The sequence below is a fragment of the Pseudomonas sp. B20 genome (assembly GCF_020515755.1).
Taxonomy (GTDB): Bacteria; Pseudomonadota; Gammaproteobacteria; order Pseudomonadales; family Pseudomonadaceae; genus Aquipseudomonas; species Aquipseudomonas syringae.
Window position 1 is genome coordinate 62,481 of sequence record NZ_JAHPJG010000028.1, and the last position, 13,224, is coordinate 75,704.

Below are 13,224 nucleotides of genomic sequence, written 5' to 3' on the forward strand. Positions count from 1 at the left end.
TGCTCAGCGCAATGCAGCGACAGCAGTCGCCATGCGCGCGCAGCCGTCTTCAAGGGTTTCCAGGGCAGTAGCCGTAGACATCCGGAAAAACGGTGCCAGGCCATAGGCGGTGCCTGCGACAACGGCCACGCCCTGACTTTCCAGCAGGTACAGCACCACGTCTGTATCGGCTTCCAGTACCGAACCTGACGGTGTGGTTTTGCCGATCAGCGCGCCGCAATTGACGTAGAGATAGAACGCGCCTTCGGGCTTGATGCAGCTCAGGCCGTCAATCGCGTTGATCAGCTCCAGGCAACGATCGCGGCGCTGTTTGTAGACCTTGACGCTGTCGCTGACAAAAGACTGGTCGCCGTTGAGGGCAGCTACTGCGGCGGCCTGGCTCACCGAGCAGGCGTTGCTGGTGGACTGTGATTGCAGGGTCGCCATCGCCTTGATGATATCGTCGGGGCCTGCGGCGTAGCCGATGCGCCAGCCGGTCATGGCGTAGGTTTTCGACACGCCGTTGATGATCAGCACGCGTTCGCGCAGCGCCGGCTCGACAGTGAGCAGGTGGCTGAGCGGAGCGTCGTCGTAGCGGATGTGCTCGTAGATGTCATCGGTCATGACCAGCACGTGCGGGTAATCGAGCAGTACGTCGGCCAGCGCGCGCCATTCGGATGCGCTGTAGGTGGCACCGGTCGGGTTGCTCGGCGAGTTGAGCAGCAGCCAGCGGGTGCGCGGCGTGATCGCATTGCGCAGTTGCGTGGCAGTCAGCTTGAACTGATTTTCTTCCGGGCATGCCAGGGTCACAGGGCGACCGTCGCAGGCCAGGACCATGTCCGGGTATGACACCCAGTAAGGCGCGGGGATCAGCACCTCATCGTCGACACCCAATGTCGCCGCGAATGCATTGAAGATGGCGGCCTTGGCACCACTGGTGACCACGATCTGGCCGGGCGCATAAGCAAGGCCGTTTTCACGTTGCAGCTTGGCGGCGATTGCCTCGCGCAGCGCCGTGGTGCCCGCGTTGAGCGTGTAGCGGGTTTCACCGTTCTCGATGGCGGCACAGGCGGCCTGACGAATGTGCGCTGGCGTGTCGAAGTCCGGCTCGCCAACCACCAGATTGATGATCGATTTGCCTGCGCGCCGCAGTTCATTGGCCCGATCGGCAGCAGCACTGCTTGGCGACGGTTTGATGCGGAGCACGCGGGCAGCGATGCGAGATGCGGTCACGTTGGCATTCCTCGTTGATGGCCTTGATGAGGAATACGTTACGAGCCAGCGAAGCGCTCGCCATAAGACGAGTTCGTTCTGGGTTGATAGGCAGCGCTTATGACCGCAGATGAACCAGCGTTGCACCAAAAACGGGCGGGCAATGGTTGCAGGGGGATCAGCGCCTGGCAAACCCGATCAGCGGAGACTGACATAGCAATTGCTTATGTCTGGTTTTCTGGAGCTGGCCTGGGTCTTGCTGAAGCCTCCTGATCGCGACTCTGGAGTGCAGCACCTTGAACCTTCGCCGTTTGAAATATTTCGTGAAAATTGTCGATATCGGCAGCCTGACCCAGGCCGCCGATGTGCTGCACATCGCACAACCTGCGCTGAGCCAGCAGTTGGTGACGCTGGAGGCCGAGTTGCAGCAACAGTTATTGATCCGCACCAAGCGCGGCGTCACCCCGACCGAGGCGGGCAAGGTGCTGTACGGGCATGCTCAGGTGATCCTGCGCCAGTGCGAGCAGGCACAGAGTGACGTCAACGCCAGCGGTCTGGCGTTATCGGGGCCGGTGTCGGTAGGGCTGGCACCCGGCACTGCCGCTTCGACCCTGTCGCTGCCGTTGCTCAAACGCGTACGCGAGCGTCATCCGGGCATTCTGCTGTACCTCAATGAGAACTTTGGCACCACCCTCAGCGAGTTGATCATGAACGGGCGCATGGACATGGCCGTTCTCTATGGCGGGCGAGAGGTGCATGGCCTGAGTTTCGTGCCGTTGATACGCGAGCAACTGTATCTGGTGAGTGCCGAAGAGGCGCTCCAGGGCCGCGAGGAAATTCCGCTCAGCGAGCTGGCCGATATCGACCTGCTGTTGCCGCGCACCTACAACACTGTCCGTCGTCTGGTGGATGAGGCATTTGTGCGTATCGAGCGCAGTGCCCGGGTGGTCGCAGAAGTCGAATCTTCGACGACGCTGGCCGCAGCAGTGGCCGATCGATTCGGCTCGACCATTCTTCCCGAGTCTGCTGCACGGGTGCTGGCAGACACGCATGCGGTCAACCTGAGCCGCATTGTCGAACCCGAAATCGAAGCACCTCTCGCGCTGTGCCTCTCCGGGCACTTGCCGCTGTCGGTGCCGGCCCAGGCGGTCAAGGCGATCCTTCTGGAACTGGTCGCGGAAATGCGCGGCAACCGCCGTACGCAATGATCCCGACGTCATAAGGGGCGCTTATCACCCCACAGTCAAACCGTCTTGGCGGTCAAAAACCTGCCTCGTTACATTGCCCTCAGCCACATTTCATTTGCCAGGCAAGGGCTGTTGCATGAAACCGGAACGTATCAAAGCACTTATCGACCTGATGGCCGAATCGGACCTGAGCGAACTGAGCCTGTGTGAAGGCGACGCGCGGCTGCGTTTGCTGCGCGAGCCCGCTCAGGTCGCCAATCGCGTCAATCCGGCTGTTGCGACAGCGCAGACGACGCCCGCAGCGCGCCCTGTTTCTGCGGCTCAGGCAAGTACGACGGCCGCCGTGCAACGGACACAGGCCTGCGCTTCGCTGTACGGGGTGTTGCACCTGACGCCGGCACCCGATCAGCCGCCTTTCGTCGAGATCGGCACGTCCGTCGAGGTGGGGCAGACCCTGGCCGTGGTCGAGGCCATGAAGATGTTTCATCCGGTGAAGGCTGAAGCGGCAGGGGTCGTGACTGCCATTCTGGTTGCCAATGGCGAAGAAGTTCAGGCCGGTCAGGCGTTGTTCAGCATTGCTTGATGGCCTTGAGCTGCCTTGCAGAGCGTCTTGCGGGTTCACCGATCAGGGGTTTTTGATGTTCGATAAAGTGTTGATCGCCAATCGCGGCGAAATCGCCCTGCGCATACAGCGCGCCTGCAAGGGCCTGGGCCTGCGTACGGTCGCGGTGTATTCCGAAGCGGATCGCGATGCCGGTTATGTACAACAGGCCGACGAAGCGCTGTGCATCGGTCCTGCCGCCGCAGGGCAGAGTTATCTGAATCAGGCGGCCGTGCTCTATGCAGCGCAACTGACCGGTGCTCAGGCGATCCATCCCGGCTATGGGTTTCTGTCTGAAAATGCCGCGTTCGCTGAACGCATCGAGCAGGCTGGCCTGACCTTCATCGGCCCCAGCGCTGCGTGCATTCGGGTGATGGGCGACAAGGTCGCAGCCAAGCGGGCGATGCGTGAGGCTGGCGTGCCGTGCGTACCCGGTCCGGACACCAGCATGCCCGACGATCCGCACGTCATCCTGCAAATCGCTCGCGACATCGGCTACCCGGTCATCGTCAAGGCCGCTGGCGGCGGCGGAGGGAGGGGCATGCGCGTGGTTCAGGAAGAGTCTCAGTTGCTCGATGCAATTGCGCTGACCCGCGAAGAAGCCCGACACGCCTTCGGCAATCCCGAGTTGTATATCGAGAAGTTTCTGGGTCAGCCGCGCCATGTGGAGATTCAGGTGTTATGCGATGCCTACGGCAATGCCGTCTGGCTCGGCTCGCGGGACTGCTCGATGCAGCGCCGCCACCAGAAGGTCCTTGAGGAGGCGCCTGCACCCGGCATCGACGCAGCATTGATGGCCAGAGTAGGCGAGCGTTGCGCGCAGGCCTGCCGCCAGATCGGCTATCAGGGCGTCGGCACGTTCGAATTCCTCTTCGAAAAGGATGAGTTCTATTTCATCGAGATGAACACCCGCCTGCAGGTCGAGCACCCGGTAACGGAAATGACCTCCGGCATCGACATTGTCCAGCAGCAGATTCGCATGGCGATGGGCGAGCGGCTGAGTTTCAGTCAGGCCGACGTACGCGTTTCGGGCCATTCGCTGGAGTGCCGGATCAACGCCGAGGACCCGCGCAGCTTCATGCCGACGCCGGGGTTGGTCACTCGCTGGCAGATCCCCGGTGGTTTCGGTGTGCGGGTCGATTCGCATGTCAGCCACGGCTACCGCGTTCCGCCTTATTACGATTCGATGGTGGCCAAGGTCATTACCCATGGCGCCAGTCGCGATGAGGCGTTGGCACGCATGCGTCTGGCACTGAGCGAAATGCACGTCGAGGGCATCTCTACCAACATCGCGCTACATCGCGACATTCTGCGGGACCCGGTGTTCTGCAAGGGTGGCATGGACATTCATCACCTGGAGCGCTGGTTGCAGACAAGGAGCCAACCATGAGTCTCGTGCGGGCGCCGAATGCGCCAAGAATCACCTTGCTGGGAACCACCGCGTTGCTGTTCGAAGCACCCGGCGAGCTCGACCTGGCACCGCAGCAACGGATATGGGCACTGGCCCGTCTGAGCAAGGACTGGCCGCAGGTACGCGAGGCGGTGCCGGGGATGAACAACCTGATGCTGACCTTCGCGGCGCCACCGCGGGACCTGGCCGGTCTGAAAACCCGCTTGCTGGAGACCTGGGAGCAGTGCCAGCCGCTGCCGTTGCAAGGCCGGATCATTGAATTGCCGGTGGTGTACGGCGGTGATGGCGGCCCGCACATGGCTGATGTCGTCGCCCATACCGGGCTGGATATCGAAACCATCGCCAATCTGCACTGCGAGCCGCTGTACCCGGTGTACGCCTTGGGCAGCCATCCGGGTTATTGCTATCTGGGCGGCATGGACCAGCGCCTGGCGACGCCGCGGCGCAAGGTGCCGGTACTCGATATCGGTGCCGGGTCGGTCTCCATCGGTGGCGTTCAGACAGGTATTTCCGCCTCGGCCGGCCCCAGTGGCTGGAACACCATAGGACGCACGGAGATGGTGTTTTTCGATGCGGGTCAGCAGCCTCCGGCGCTATTGCAACCCGGCGATCAACTGCGCTTGCGCATCGAGAGGATCATCCGATGATCGAAGTTATCAGCGCTACGGCACTGGCGACCGTTCAGGATCTTGGGCGACACGGCAGCCTCGGCTACGGCGTCGGCACGTCTGGCGCGATGGACACGCTGTCACTGCGGCTCGGCAACCTGTTGCTGGGCAACGATGAAGACGCGGCGGGCATTGAAATTCCGCTGTTCCCGTTCGAAGTTCGCTTTGTCGATGACTGCACCTTTGCGATCACCGGCGCCGCCTGCGCTGCGTCGCTCGATGGTGAGCGGCTGCCGGGCAATTGGGTCGCCCAGGCACGCAAGAATCAGGTGTTGCGGCTCAATTACCCGACAATGGGCAGCCGCGTGTATCTGTGCCTGGCCGGTGGCGTCGATGTGCCGTTGGTACTGGGCTCGCGCAGTACGCAATTGCGTGGGGCTTTTGGGGGCTGGCAGGGCCGTGCGTTGCAGCAGGGCGATGTGATTCCTGCGGGCGCTGCCAATGAGCCGCGTGCCAGTGATTTCGGTTTGCAATCGTCCGTGGCGGCCTTGCCGTTGATGCTCGACGGGTTGCCCGCCATCCGCGTGTTGCCGGCGGCCGAGTTCGACTGTTTCAGTGCCGAGGCGCAAGCAACTTTTTTTGCCGGCGAATGGAAAATCACCACGCAGAGCAACCGTTACGGCTACCGCATGGAGGGCACGCCCTTGATTGCGCGCGAGGCGCTGGAAATCCGCTCTCATGGCATCGTGCCTGGCGTGATTCAGGTGCCCCACGGCGGACAGCCGATCGTGCAGATGCGTGATGCCCAGCCCAGTGGCGGTTATCCCAAGTTTGCCACGGTCATTGAAGCCGACCTGTGGCGCCTTGGGCAGGCGCCGATCGGTAGCAAGGTGCGTTTTGTGCAGTGCAGTTACGACGAGGCGGTCGAGGCGCTGGACACCAATCACGCTTTCATCGAAGACACCCGGCGCATGCTCGCGCTGCGCAGCCTGCAAGGACATCGCGGATGAACATCAAAGAGATTCGCCAGCTGGCAGCATGGATTCGGGACGCCGGGCTTACTGTACTGGAACTGAAACGCCCGGGGTTCGAGCTGTTGATCCGCCGTGGCGAGCCTGTGCAGGCCTGTGCTGCGCCTTCTGCGCCACAAGTTGCCGCTGAACAGTCTGCGCTGACTGCGCATGTGGTGAGTGCCGATAACCCCGGCGTATTTGTGTCGAGTCATCCCGATGAGCGCGACAGCTACGTGAAACCCGGCGATGCAGTGGCTGTGGGGCAGTTGCTTGGGCTGTTGCGTATCGGCCTGCTGTATCTGCCGGTGCGCAGTCATCAGGCAGGGCGCGTACTGCGCTTCCTGGCCGCCGAAAACGAGCGCGTCGGTTATGGCCAGCCGCTGGTCGAACTGGAGGAACATGAGCATGCGCATTGATCTGAATGCTGATCTGGGCGAGGGCTTCGGCCCTTGGACTATGGGCGAGGACGAGGCGTTGATGCCATTGATCTCCTCGGCCAACGTCGCCTGCGGCTTTCATGCCGGAGACCCGTTGATCATGGACAGTACGGTGCGCCGCGCCAAGGCGTTGGGCATCGATCTCGGTGCGCATGTCGGCTTTCCGGATCTGCAGGGGTTCGGCCGCCGCAGAATGAACATCGAACTCAAGGAGTTGTGCGCCATTGTGGTGTATCAACTCGGCGCTCTGGCCGGCCTTGCAGCCGCTTCCGGTTATCGCGTCACGCACATGAGTTTTCACGGTGCGCTGGGCAATATGGCCGCAGCCGATGCCGAACTGGCCGGGCCTTTGGTCAGGGCGGTCGCAGCTTTTGACCCAAAGTTGATCATCAGTTCATCCAGCAGCGCCGCCATCGAGAGCGCCGCCGAGGCGTGCAACCTGAGGGTGGCGACGACCTTTCTGGCTGATCGCGCCTATGACGAAAACTGCCTGCTGGTGCCACGTGGCATTGCCGGTGCGGTGGTCAAGGACCCGGAGCAGGTCCGAGCCAGGGTTGCGCAGCTGTTGCAGGACGGCACGGTAACGACCCTGAGCGGCAAGCGTGTGGCGGTCAACGCCCAGTCGATTCTGTTGCATGGCGACACGCCGGGGGCGGTGGAGCTGGCGCGCAGCATTCGCCTGAGTATCGAAGAGCAGGGCGGTGTCATCACCCCGGTTTCACAGTTGCTCGGGTCATAAGCGCAGCTTATCGCCACACAACCATTGTGTCTTGGTCGCTGCCCGTGACGCTCGTTAAAGTCCAGTACAAGGCGATCAGCATTACTAGCCAAGCGGCTGATCGACGCTTATTCAAGGAAACCCTGACATGCCTTTTTCCGATTACAAAACCGCGCTGGTCACCGGCGCTTCTTCCGGCATTGGCGAGGCCGTCGTCGAGCGGCTGTGTGCCGAAGGTCTGCAGGTCCATGCGCTGGCGCGCAGTGCAGACAAGCTGGCGGCACTGGCGCAGCGCACCGGTTGTATCGCGCACGCTATCGACGTAACGGATCTGGCTGGCCTGACGGCCCTGTTTCAGGCCCATCATTTCGATGTCGTGGTCAACAATGCCGGCGTCGACCGGCCCGGCTCGCTGCTCAAGGCGGATGCCGAAGGGATCGATCTGCTGGTCGATGTGAACCTGCGCGCGGTATTGCAGATTGCCAGGCTCTCGTTGCCGGGGATGGTCGAGCGTGATTGCGGGCACATCATCAACATCAGCTCGATCGCTGCCGCGTACAACTTCGGTGGCAACTCGACGTACCACGCGACCAAGGCGGCGGTGAGCATGCTGTCCCGGCAGTTGCGCATCGATGCCTTCGGCAAGCGCGTGCGGGTTACCGAAATCTGTCCGGGGCGCGTGGCGACGGATATCTTCGCCCACGTGCATGGCGACTCCGAGGAAGTGCGCAAGCGTTTCATCGAGGGCTATGAGCTGCCGGTGGCCAAGGACATTGCCGATGCGATCGCCTATGTGATTGCCGCGCCCATCGCAGTCAACATCGGCCACATGGAAATTACCCCGACGCTGCAGGTCCCCGGCGGATTGTCGACGGCGCGCCCGCAGGACTACGAAGGCTGAGGCTGCGTCTTCGAGGGCTGTACCCATCACGAGAGCGGCACCAGCCGCCATGCCATACCCGCGCCAGACTCACTGGCGCCTTGCTTCTGCCCTGGCTGAATGTCTATGGGAACAACCATGACGAGTAAATTCGATCTTTCAGCGATCCTGCAGGGCGAGTACGCCGAGCTGATCGTCAAGGGCATAGAAACGACCCTGCAACTGGCCTTGGTTGCCTGGTGTCTGGCCATGGCGGTGGCCCTGCTGCTGGTGTCGATTCGCCTGACCGGCAACAAGTACGCCGAGCGCCTGGTGGCGGCCTATGTGTCCTACCACCGCAATGTGCCGACGCTGGTGCAACTGATGCTCTGGTATTTCGGTATCCCCACCTTGCTGTCCGAAAGCACGCAGATCTGGCTGGCCAACTACAGCACCGAGTACCTGTTCTCGGTCATCGCGCTGGGGCTTTGCCAGGCGGCTTATTTCAGTGAAGACATCCGCAGCGGGTTACGCGCGATTCCAGCCGGGCAAGTCGAGGCGTCGCGTGCCCTGGGCCTGGGCTATGTGCGTTCGATGCGCTACGTCATCCTGCCGCAAGGGGTTCGCAACTGTTTGCCGTCGTTGATCAATCACACGGTCCTGCTGTTCAAGAACACCAGCCTGGTCATGGCCATCGGCGTGGTGGAGCTGACTTATGCCACCCGCGAAGTCGAGAACTATACCTTCCGCACCTTCGAAGCGTATCTGGTGGCAACCGTGGTCTACCTGGCCATTTCACTGATGCTGATGGGCCTGGGCGCGTTGCTGGCCCGGCAGTTCAGCAAAGCCATGGCGAGGTAGGCGGCGATGTTCGATGTCTTCACGATTGTTCGCGATAACTGGACCTTGCTGCTGGTCGGTCAATACCCCCATGGCCCGATGGGCGGCCTGATCTCGACGCTGATGCTGGCGGCGCTGGCACTCTTGCTGGCCTTTCCCCTGGGGCTGCTGTTGTCGCTGGCGCGGGTTTCACCGTGGCGCTGGCTGCGCTACCCGGCGACGGTCTGGGTCTACGTGATGCGCGGCATTCCGCTGCTGATGGTGATTTTCTGGACCTACTTTCTGGTCCCCTTGCTGATCGGGCATAACATCACCGGTTTCACCACCATGCTCTGCACGCTGGTGGTCTATCAGAGCGCCTACCTGTGCGAAATCATCCGCGGCGCTATTCAGGCGCTGCCGACCGGTCAGTACGAAGCCTCCCGCGCACTGGGCATGGGCTACCTGCGCACCACGGTCTGGGTGATCCTGCCGCAGGCGCTGTACAACGCCTTGCCGAGTCTGATCAGCCAGTTCATTTCGATCATCAAGGAAACGTCGCTGGGCTACGTGATCAATGTCCAGGAAGTGACCTTTGCCGCCAATCAGATCAATAACCAGCTGCTGACCAAGCCGTTTCAGGTGTTCTTCATCCTGGCGATCACTTACTACGTGCTGTGCTACGGCCTGACCCGTCTCGCCGCCGTGGTGGAGCAGCGGATTGCCCGCAAACGTGAAGGCGATGTATCGCCTGCGCCCGTTCCCCGGCCTTTGACTACCGATAACTGAGGGTTGCCCAATGCATCCGATGATCATGTTTTCCAGGATCAATAAATGGTATGGCGAGTACCAGGCCCTGACCGATATCACCGCTGAGGTGCAGCGCGGCGAAGTGGTGGTGCTGTGCGGGCCTTCAGGCTCGGGCAAGTCGACGCTGATCCGCACCGTCAATCGTCTTGAGGACGTGCAGCAAGGCCAGATCCTGTTTGATGGCCGTGACGTGAACGGCACCGACGCCAACGTCAATCGGTTGCGCAGCCGCGTGGGTTTCGTGTTCCAGAGTTTCAATCTGTTTCCGCACCTGTCGGTGCTCGACAACATCATTCTGACCCCGACCAAAGTCCGTGGCCTGAAGAGCAGCGAAGCGCGCGCCCGCGCCATGGAGTTGCTGGATCGGGTGGGGCTGGCACACAAGGCCGGTGCCTACCCCGCACAGTTGTCCGGTGGCCAGCAGCAGCGTGTGGCGATTGCCCGCGCGCTGGCGATGGAGCCGCCCGTCATGCTGTTTGACGAGCCCACTAGCGCACTTGACCCGGAAATGGTCGGCGAGGTGCTCGGCGTCATGAAAGGCCTGGCCAAAGAGGGCATGACCATGATGTGCGTCACCCACGAGATGAATTTTGCCCGGGAAGTGGCCGACACCATCTGGTTCATGGATGCGGGGCAGATCCTCGAAAAATCCAGCCCTGAGGTGTTCTTTCAGCAACCGAGCCATCCGCGTGCCCAGCGCTTCATTGCCGACCTGCGCAGCCACTGAGCGCAGGCACTGATTTCAGCGAATCACTCAATTCATTTCCAGGAGTCTCACCATGCGTATCAAGTCTGTATTGGCTGCACTGGCGTTGTCGCCGTTGGCTGTTTCAGCGGTCCATGCCGATCAGCTCAGCGATGTGATGAGCAAGAAAAGCCTGAGCTGTGGCGTGTACGCCGACGTTCCGCCGTTCTCGGCACCGGACCCTCAAACCCGCGAACTGGTGGGCATGGACGTTGATCTTTGCAAAGCCCTGGCCAAACACATGGGCGTGGAGCTGGAACTCAAGCCGCTGTCGGTCGAAGCACGGATCCCGGAAGTCAAAATGGGCCGCGTGGATGTGATTTTCGCCAACCTGGCTTACACCAAGAGCCGTGCCGAGCAGATCCAGTTCAGCGACCCTTATTACATCGCCAAGGAAACACTGGTAGTCCGTGCGGCGAATGCCGATCAGCCGAAATCGTTCTTCAAGGGCAAACGCATCAGTTCGACCAAGGGCTCTACGTCCGAGCAGTCGATCCGCCTGGCTGACGCAACGCCAGTGACCTTCCAGGACACCGGCTCTGCCTACATGGCACTGCAACAGAACAAGGTGGTGGGCCTGGTGACCAACACCATGACTGCGATCAAGCTGGTAGGGCAGGCCAAGGCCGGCGGCGTGGAATTGGCAATCGCCAAGGAACCGATGGCGCTTGAGCCCATTGGTGCCGGCATGCGCCAGGGCGAACCGGCCTTTCTGGCGAAGGTCAACGAATCGCTGCGCGCAATGGAAGCCGCAGGCGAGATCGACGCAATCTGGGCGCACTGGATCGGCCCGAACACCGAATACAAAATGGTTCGCGAAGACAAGGTGCAAAGCCTCAGCGAATTGAAGTTTGATCCGTTGCCTTGATCAACGGTATGAAGCCGACCAAAAGTATGCGTCCGGCCAAGTCATCTACCCAGCCCCGCGAGGCCAGGACATGGTGTGCACTTAAATTTAGGTGGACACCAGTTCTAGCCTTTTAAGCGGGTATTTCATGCAGCCACAACGCCGTTCCTACTCCAAGTCCTTCAAGGCCCAAGTCATTCAAGAGTGTGCCCAGCCCGGCGCTTCTATTGCCAGCATCGCGCTCAGCCATAGCCTCAACGCAAACCTCTTCCATAAATGGATACGGGTACAAGCGCAGAAAAACACGGCGCCGCAACCTGCATTTAACGGCGCCGAATACGGCAAGAAAAAGCCGTACCGGTGATGGACATGGTGCATGCTTGGATGATCGCCCAGCGCGATCTCGTGCTCGAAGGTTCGGCCATCAGTAGAGCACTCGATTACAGCCTGAAACGCTGGGCAGCGCTGTCGCGCTACCTCGACGACTGAGCCGTACCCATTGACAACAATTGGGCCGAGAATCAAATCCGTCCATGGGTTCTTGGACGTAAGAACTGGCTCTTTGCATGGTCGCTACGCAGCGGAAAAAGGGCGGCGGCGATCATGAGTTTGATCCAATCTGCGCGGCTCAAACCACGTAACCCCTGATGATTTGGGACTTGCAAGGATGGCGCAATTAACGGAGTAGTCATAACGATGATTTTGGTTGTTGAAGGAATCAGCGCCAGCGGGAAAACGACTTGGTGCGCTAAGCATGGAGGGCAACATGTCATTCCTGAAAACGGCCGTTTTGAAAACGAACCGGATCGGATAAAAGATCCAGTCGGAGCAGCAACTTTTTGGGCAGAGCGGAACGTGGATCGCTGGCAAAAAGCGTTGGCCATCGAAGACATTTCTTCGTGGGCTTTGTGTGACAGTGACCCTCTCAAGCTCCACTACATTTGGAGCCTTTGGCAGATCGGCGAGACGAGCGAACACACCTGGCGAATAGAGTTGAACGCCACAAGAGAAACAATCGTACAAGGACGTATTGGCTTTGCTGACTGTTACATTGTTGGCCGCATAGACCCTCAGCTCGCGCGAGAACGAGCCAAAGCAGACACCACCCGCCGACGGAGTGGATTCGAGCTACACGTGCGCCTCCAACAAGCTCTGCTGACCTGGTACTCAGCTATGGATCAAGTGCTTCCCGGCAGAGTGAGATTCGGGTTTCCTTCAGCAATGCCAACCTTGAAAAGCCTTGATGGAAGATATGCGGTGGCGGCCTTTGATCAAATGATCGCATCGCTCCCACTACCTACTCACACCTCTTAGCGAGACGGAGTTTATATAGCAGTTGGAAGCAGATCGATGTGAGGACGAAGTAAAGATGTGTTCGCCATCCGCTTACGACCAAAAGGTCGGCTTCATGCAAGACCACACGATGGATTCCCGCCGCAACGGCACCATCGCATCTTGATCAGATCTTGATATTTCCTTGATGGTTTATTGAAAGCCGAGGTTCAGAGTTCGACCGACAGTATCAATCGTCGGCATGACCCCGTGTGGGCGTCTCAGAGGACAAAATGTCTGATCGCTCAGGTTCGGTTTCTGCATCGGCAGTCGGCGCTTCACTCTCCCGAAACAGACGTTTCGGCGTATCCCCGGTTTGGCTGGTTCCGCTGTTTGCTGCCGTTAATCGATGTGACCAAACGCAGAATCTCGTCCCGATGAGCGCGGACGTGCTTGATGCTCAGCGTGCCGCCGATCATTGGCTTCAGTCCCGGGTAGTGCTGGACACTTTACGGTACATACAGCTTGGTTTCGCCTAGGCCGCGGATGCTCGGAGTAAAGCGAAAGTCCAGCAGGTGCATCAGGGCAAAGACATGGTCAGTGAAGCTCGCCATGTCGGTTTAGTGCTTCTCGATCCGTAGATCTGACTCGTGATACAGCAAGCCATCAATCACGTAGGTCGTAAGCGTCTGGTGAAGTCGTCTGA

At 60.3% G+C, this 13,224-nt stretch carries 15 protein-coding genes and 2 pseudogenes; 15 read left to right on the top strand and 2 right to left on the bottom strand.

Annotation, left to right across the window (positions count from 1 at the left end):
- Positions 1-3: 3 nt before the first annotated feature.
- Positions 4-1,212, bottom strand: coding sequence for an aspartate transaminase (locus LIX91_RS23270; RefSeq protein WP_226489251.1), 1,209 nt, complete (start codon positions 1,210-1,212; stop codon positions 4-6).
- A 275-nt stretch (positions 1,213-1,487) separates the two neighbouring features.
- Between LIX91_RS23270 and nac the strand changes: the two genes are divergently transcribed.
- The 15 genes and pseudogenes from nac (at position 1,488) to LIX91_RS23345 (ending at position 12,560) form a co-directional block, all read left to right on the top strand.
- The gene (gene nac / locus LIX91_RS23275; protein WP_003394172.1) at positions 1,488-2,399 is read left to right on the top strand and encodes a nitrogen assimilation transcriptional regulator NAC; all 912 of its coding nucleotides are present in this window, start codon (positions 1,488-1,490) and stop codon (positions 2,397-2,399) included.
- Between the two features lie 115 nt (positions 2,400-2,514).
- On the top strand, positions 2,515-2,961 hold the full coding sequence (locus LIX91_RS23280) for an acetyl-CoA carboxylase biotin carboxyl carrier protein (protein ID WP_226489252.1): 447 nt from the start codon (positions 2,515-2,517) through the stop codon (positions 2,959-2,961).
- Between the two features lie 55 nt (positions 2,962-3,016).
- The gene (accC, locus tag LIX91_RS23285) at positions 3,017-4,369 is read left to right on the top strand and encodes an acetyl-CoA carboxylase biotin carboxylase subunit (protein WP_226489253.1); all 1,353 of its coding nucleotides are present in this window, start codon (positions 3,017-3,019) and stop codon (positions 4,367-4,369) included.
- Complete coding sequence (gene pxpB, locus LIX91_RS23290; RefSeq protein WP_226489254.1) at positions 4,366-5,037, top strand: 5-oxoprolinase subunit PxpB; 672 nt, start codon at positions 4,366-4,368, stop codon at positions 5,035-5,037. The genes accC and pxpB overlap by 4 nt, the downstream gene beginning before the upstream one ends.
- Positions 5,034-6,008, top strand: coding sequence for a biotin-dependent carboxyltransferase family protein (locus LIX91_RS23295; RefSeq protein WP_226489255.1), 975 nt, complete (start codon positions 5,034-5,036; stop codon positions 6,006-6,008). Before pxpB ends, LIX91_RS23295 begins: the two co-directional genes overlap by 4 nt.
- On the top strand, positions 6,005-6,427 hold the full coding sequence (locus LIX91_RS23300) for an acetyl-CoA carboxylase biotin carboxyl carrier protein (RefSeq protein ID WP_046270916.1): 423 nt from the start codon (positions 6,005-6,007) through the stop codon (positions 6,425-6,427). The genes LIX91_RS23295 and LIX91_RS23300 overlap by 4 nt, the downstream gene beginning before the upstream one ends.
- Positions 6,417-7,187: a LamB/YcsF family protein gene (locus LIX91_RS23305; protein WP_226489256.1), complete on the top strand. Its 771-nt coding sequence runs from the start codon at positions 6,417-6,419 to the stop codon at positions 7,185-7,187. Before LIX91_RS23300 ends, LIX91_RS23305 begins: the two co-directional genes overlap by 11 nt.
- A gap of 127 nt (positions 7,188-7,314) precedes the next feature.
- Positions 7,315-8,067, top strand: a complete 753-nt coding sequence (locus tag LIX91_RS23310; protein ID WP_003370854.1) for an SDR family oxidoreductase — start codon at positions 7,315-7,317, stop codon at positions 8,065-8,067.
- A gap of 117 nt (positions 8,068-8,184) precedes the next feature.
- Positions 8,185-8,886, top strand: a complete 702-nt coding sequence (locus tag LIX91_RS23315; RefSeq protein WP_046237444.1) for an amino acid ABC transporter permease — start codon at positions 8,185-8,187, stop codon at positions 8,884-8,886.
- 6 nt (positions 8,887-8,892) lie between these two features.
- Complete coding sequence (locus LIX91_RS23320) at positions 8,893-9,633, top strand: amino acid ABC transporter permease (protein WP_058444214.1); 741 nt, start codon at positions 8,893-8,895, stop codon at positions 9,631-9,633.
- 19 nt (positions 9,634-9,652) lie between these two features.
- Positions 9,653-10,381, top strand: coding sequence for an amino acid ABC transporter ATP-binding protein (locus LIX91_RS23325; protein WP_170963801.1), 729 nt, complete (start codon positions 9,653-9,655; stop codon positions 10,379-10,381).
- A gap of 52 nt (positions 10,382-10,433) precedes the next feature.
- Positions 10,434-11,267 carry an ABC transporter substrate-binding protein gene (locus LIX91_RS23330; RefSeq protein ID WP_003416820.1) on the top strand — a complete coding sequence of 278 codons (834 nt, stop codon included), beginning with the start codon at positions 10,434-10,436 and terminating at the stop codon, positions 11,265-11,267.
- 127 nt (positions 11,268-11,394) lie between these two features.
- Complete coding sequence (locus LIX91_RS23335) at positions 11,395-11,610, top strand: transposase (protein WP_024683471.1); 216 nt, start codon at positions 11,395-11,397, stop codon at positions 11,608-11,610.
- A pseudogene (locus tag LIX91_RS23340) lies at positions 11,574-11,891 on the top strand (IS66 family transposase); the annotation flags it as partial. The gene LIX91_RS23335 and the pseudogene LIX91_RS23340, both read left to right, overlap by 37 nt.
- Positions 11,892-11,942: 51 nt before the next feature.
- The gene (locus LIX91_RS23345) at positions 11,943-12,560 is read left to right on the top strand and encodes a hypothetical protein (RefSeq protein ID WP_032698556.1); all 618 of its coding nucleotides are present in this window, start codon (positions 11,943-11,945) and stop codon (positions 12,558-12,560) included.
- Between the two features lie 362 nt (positions 12,561-12,922).
- Here LIX91_RS23345 and LIX91_RS23350 read toward each other — a convergent pair.
- A pseudogene (locus LIX91_RS23350) lies at positions 12,923-13,224 on the bottom strand (Tn3 family transposase); the annotation flags it as partial.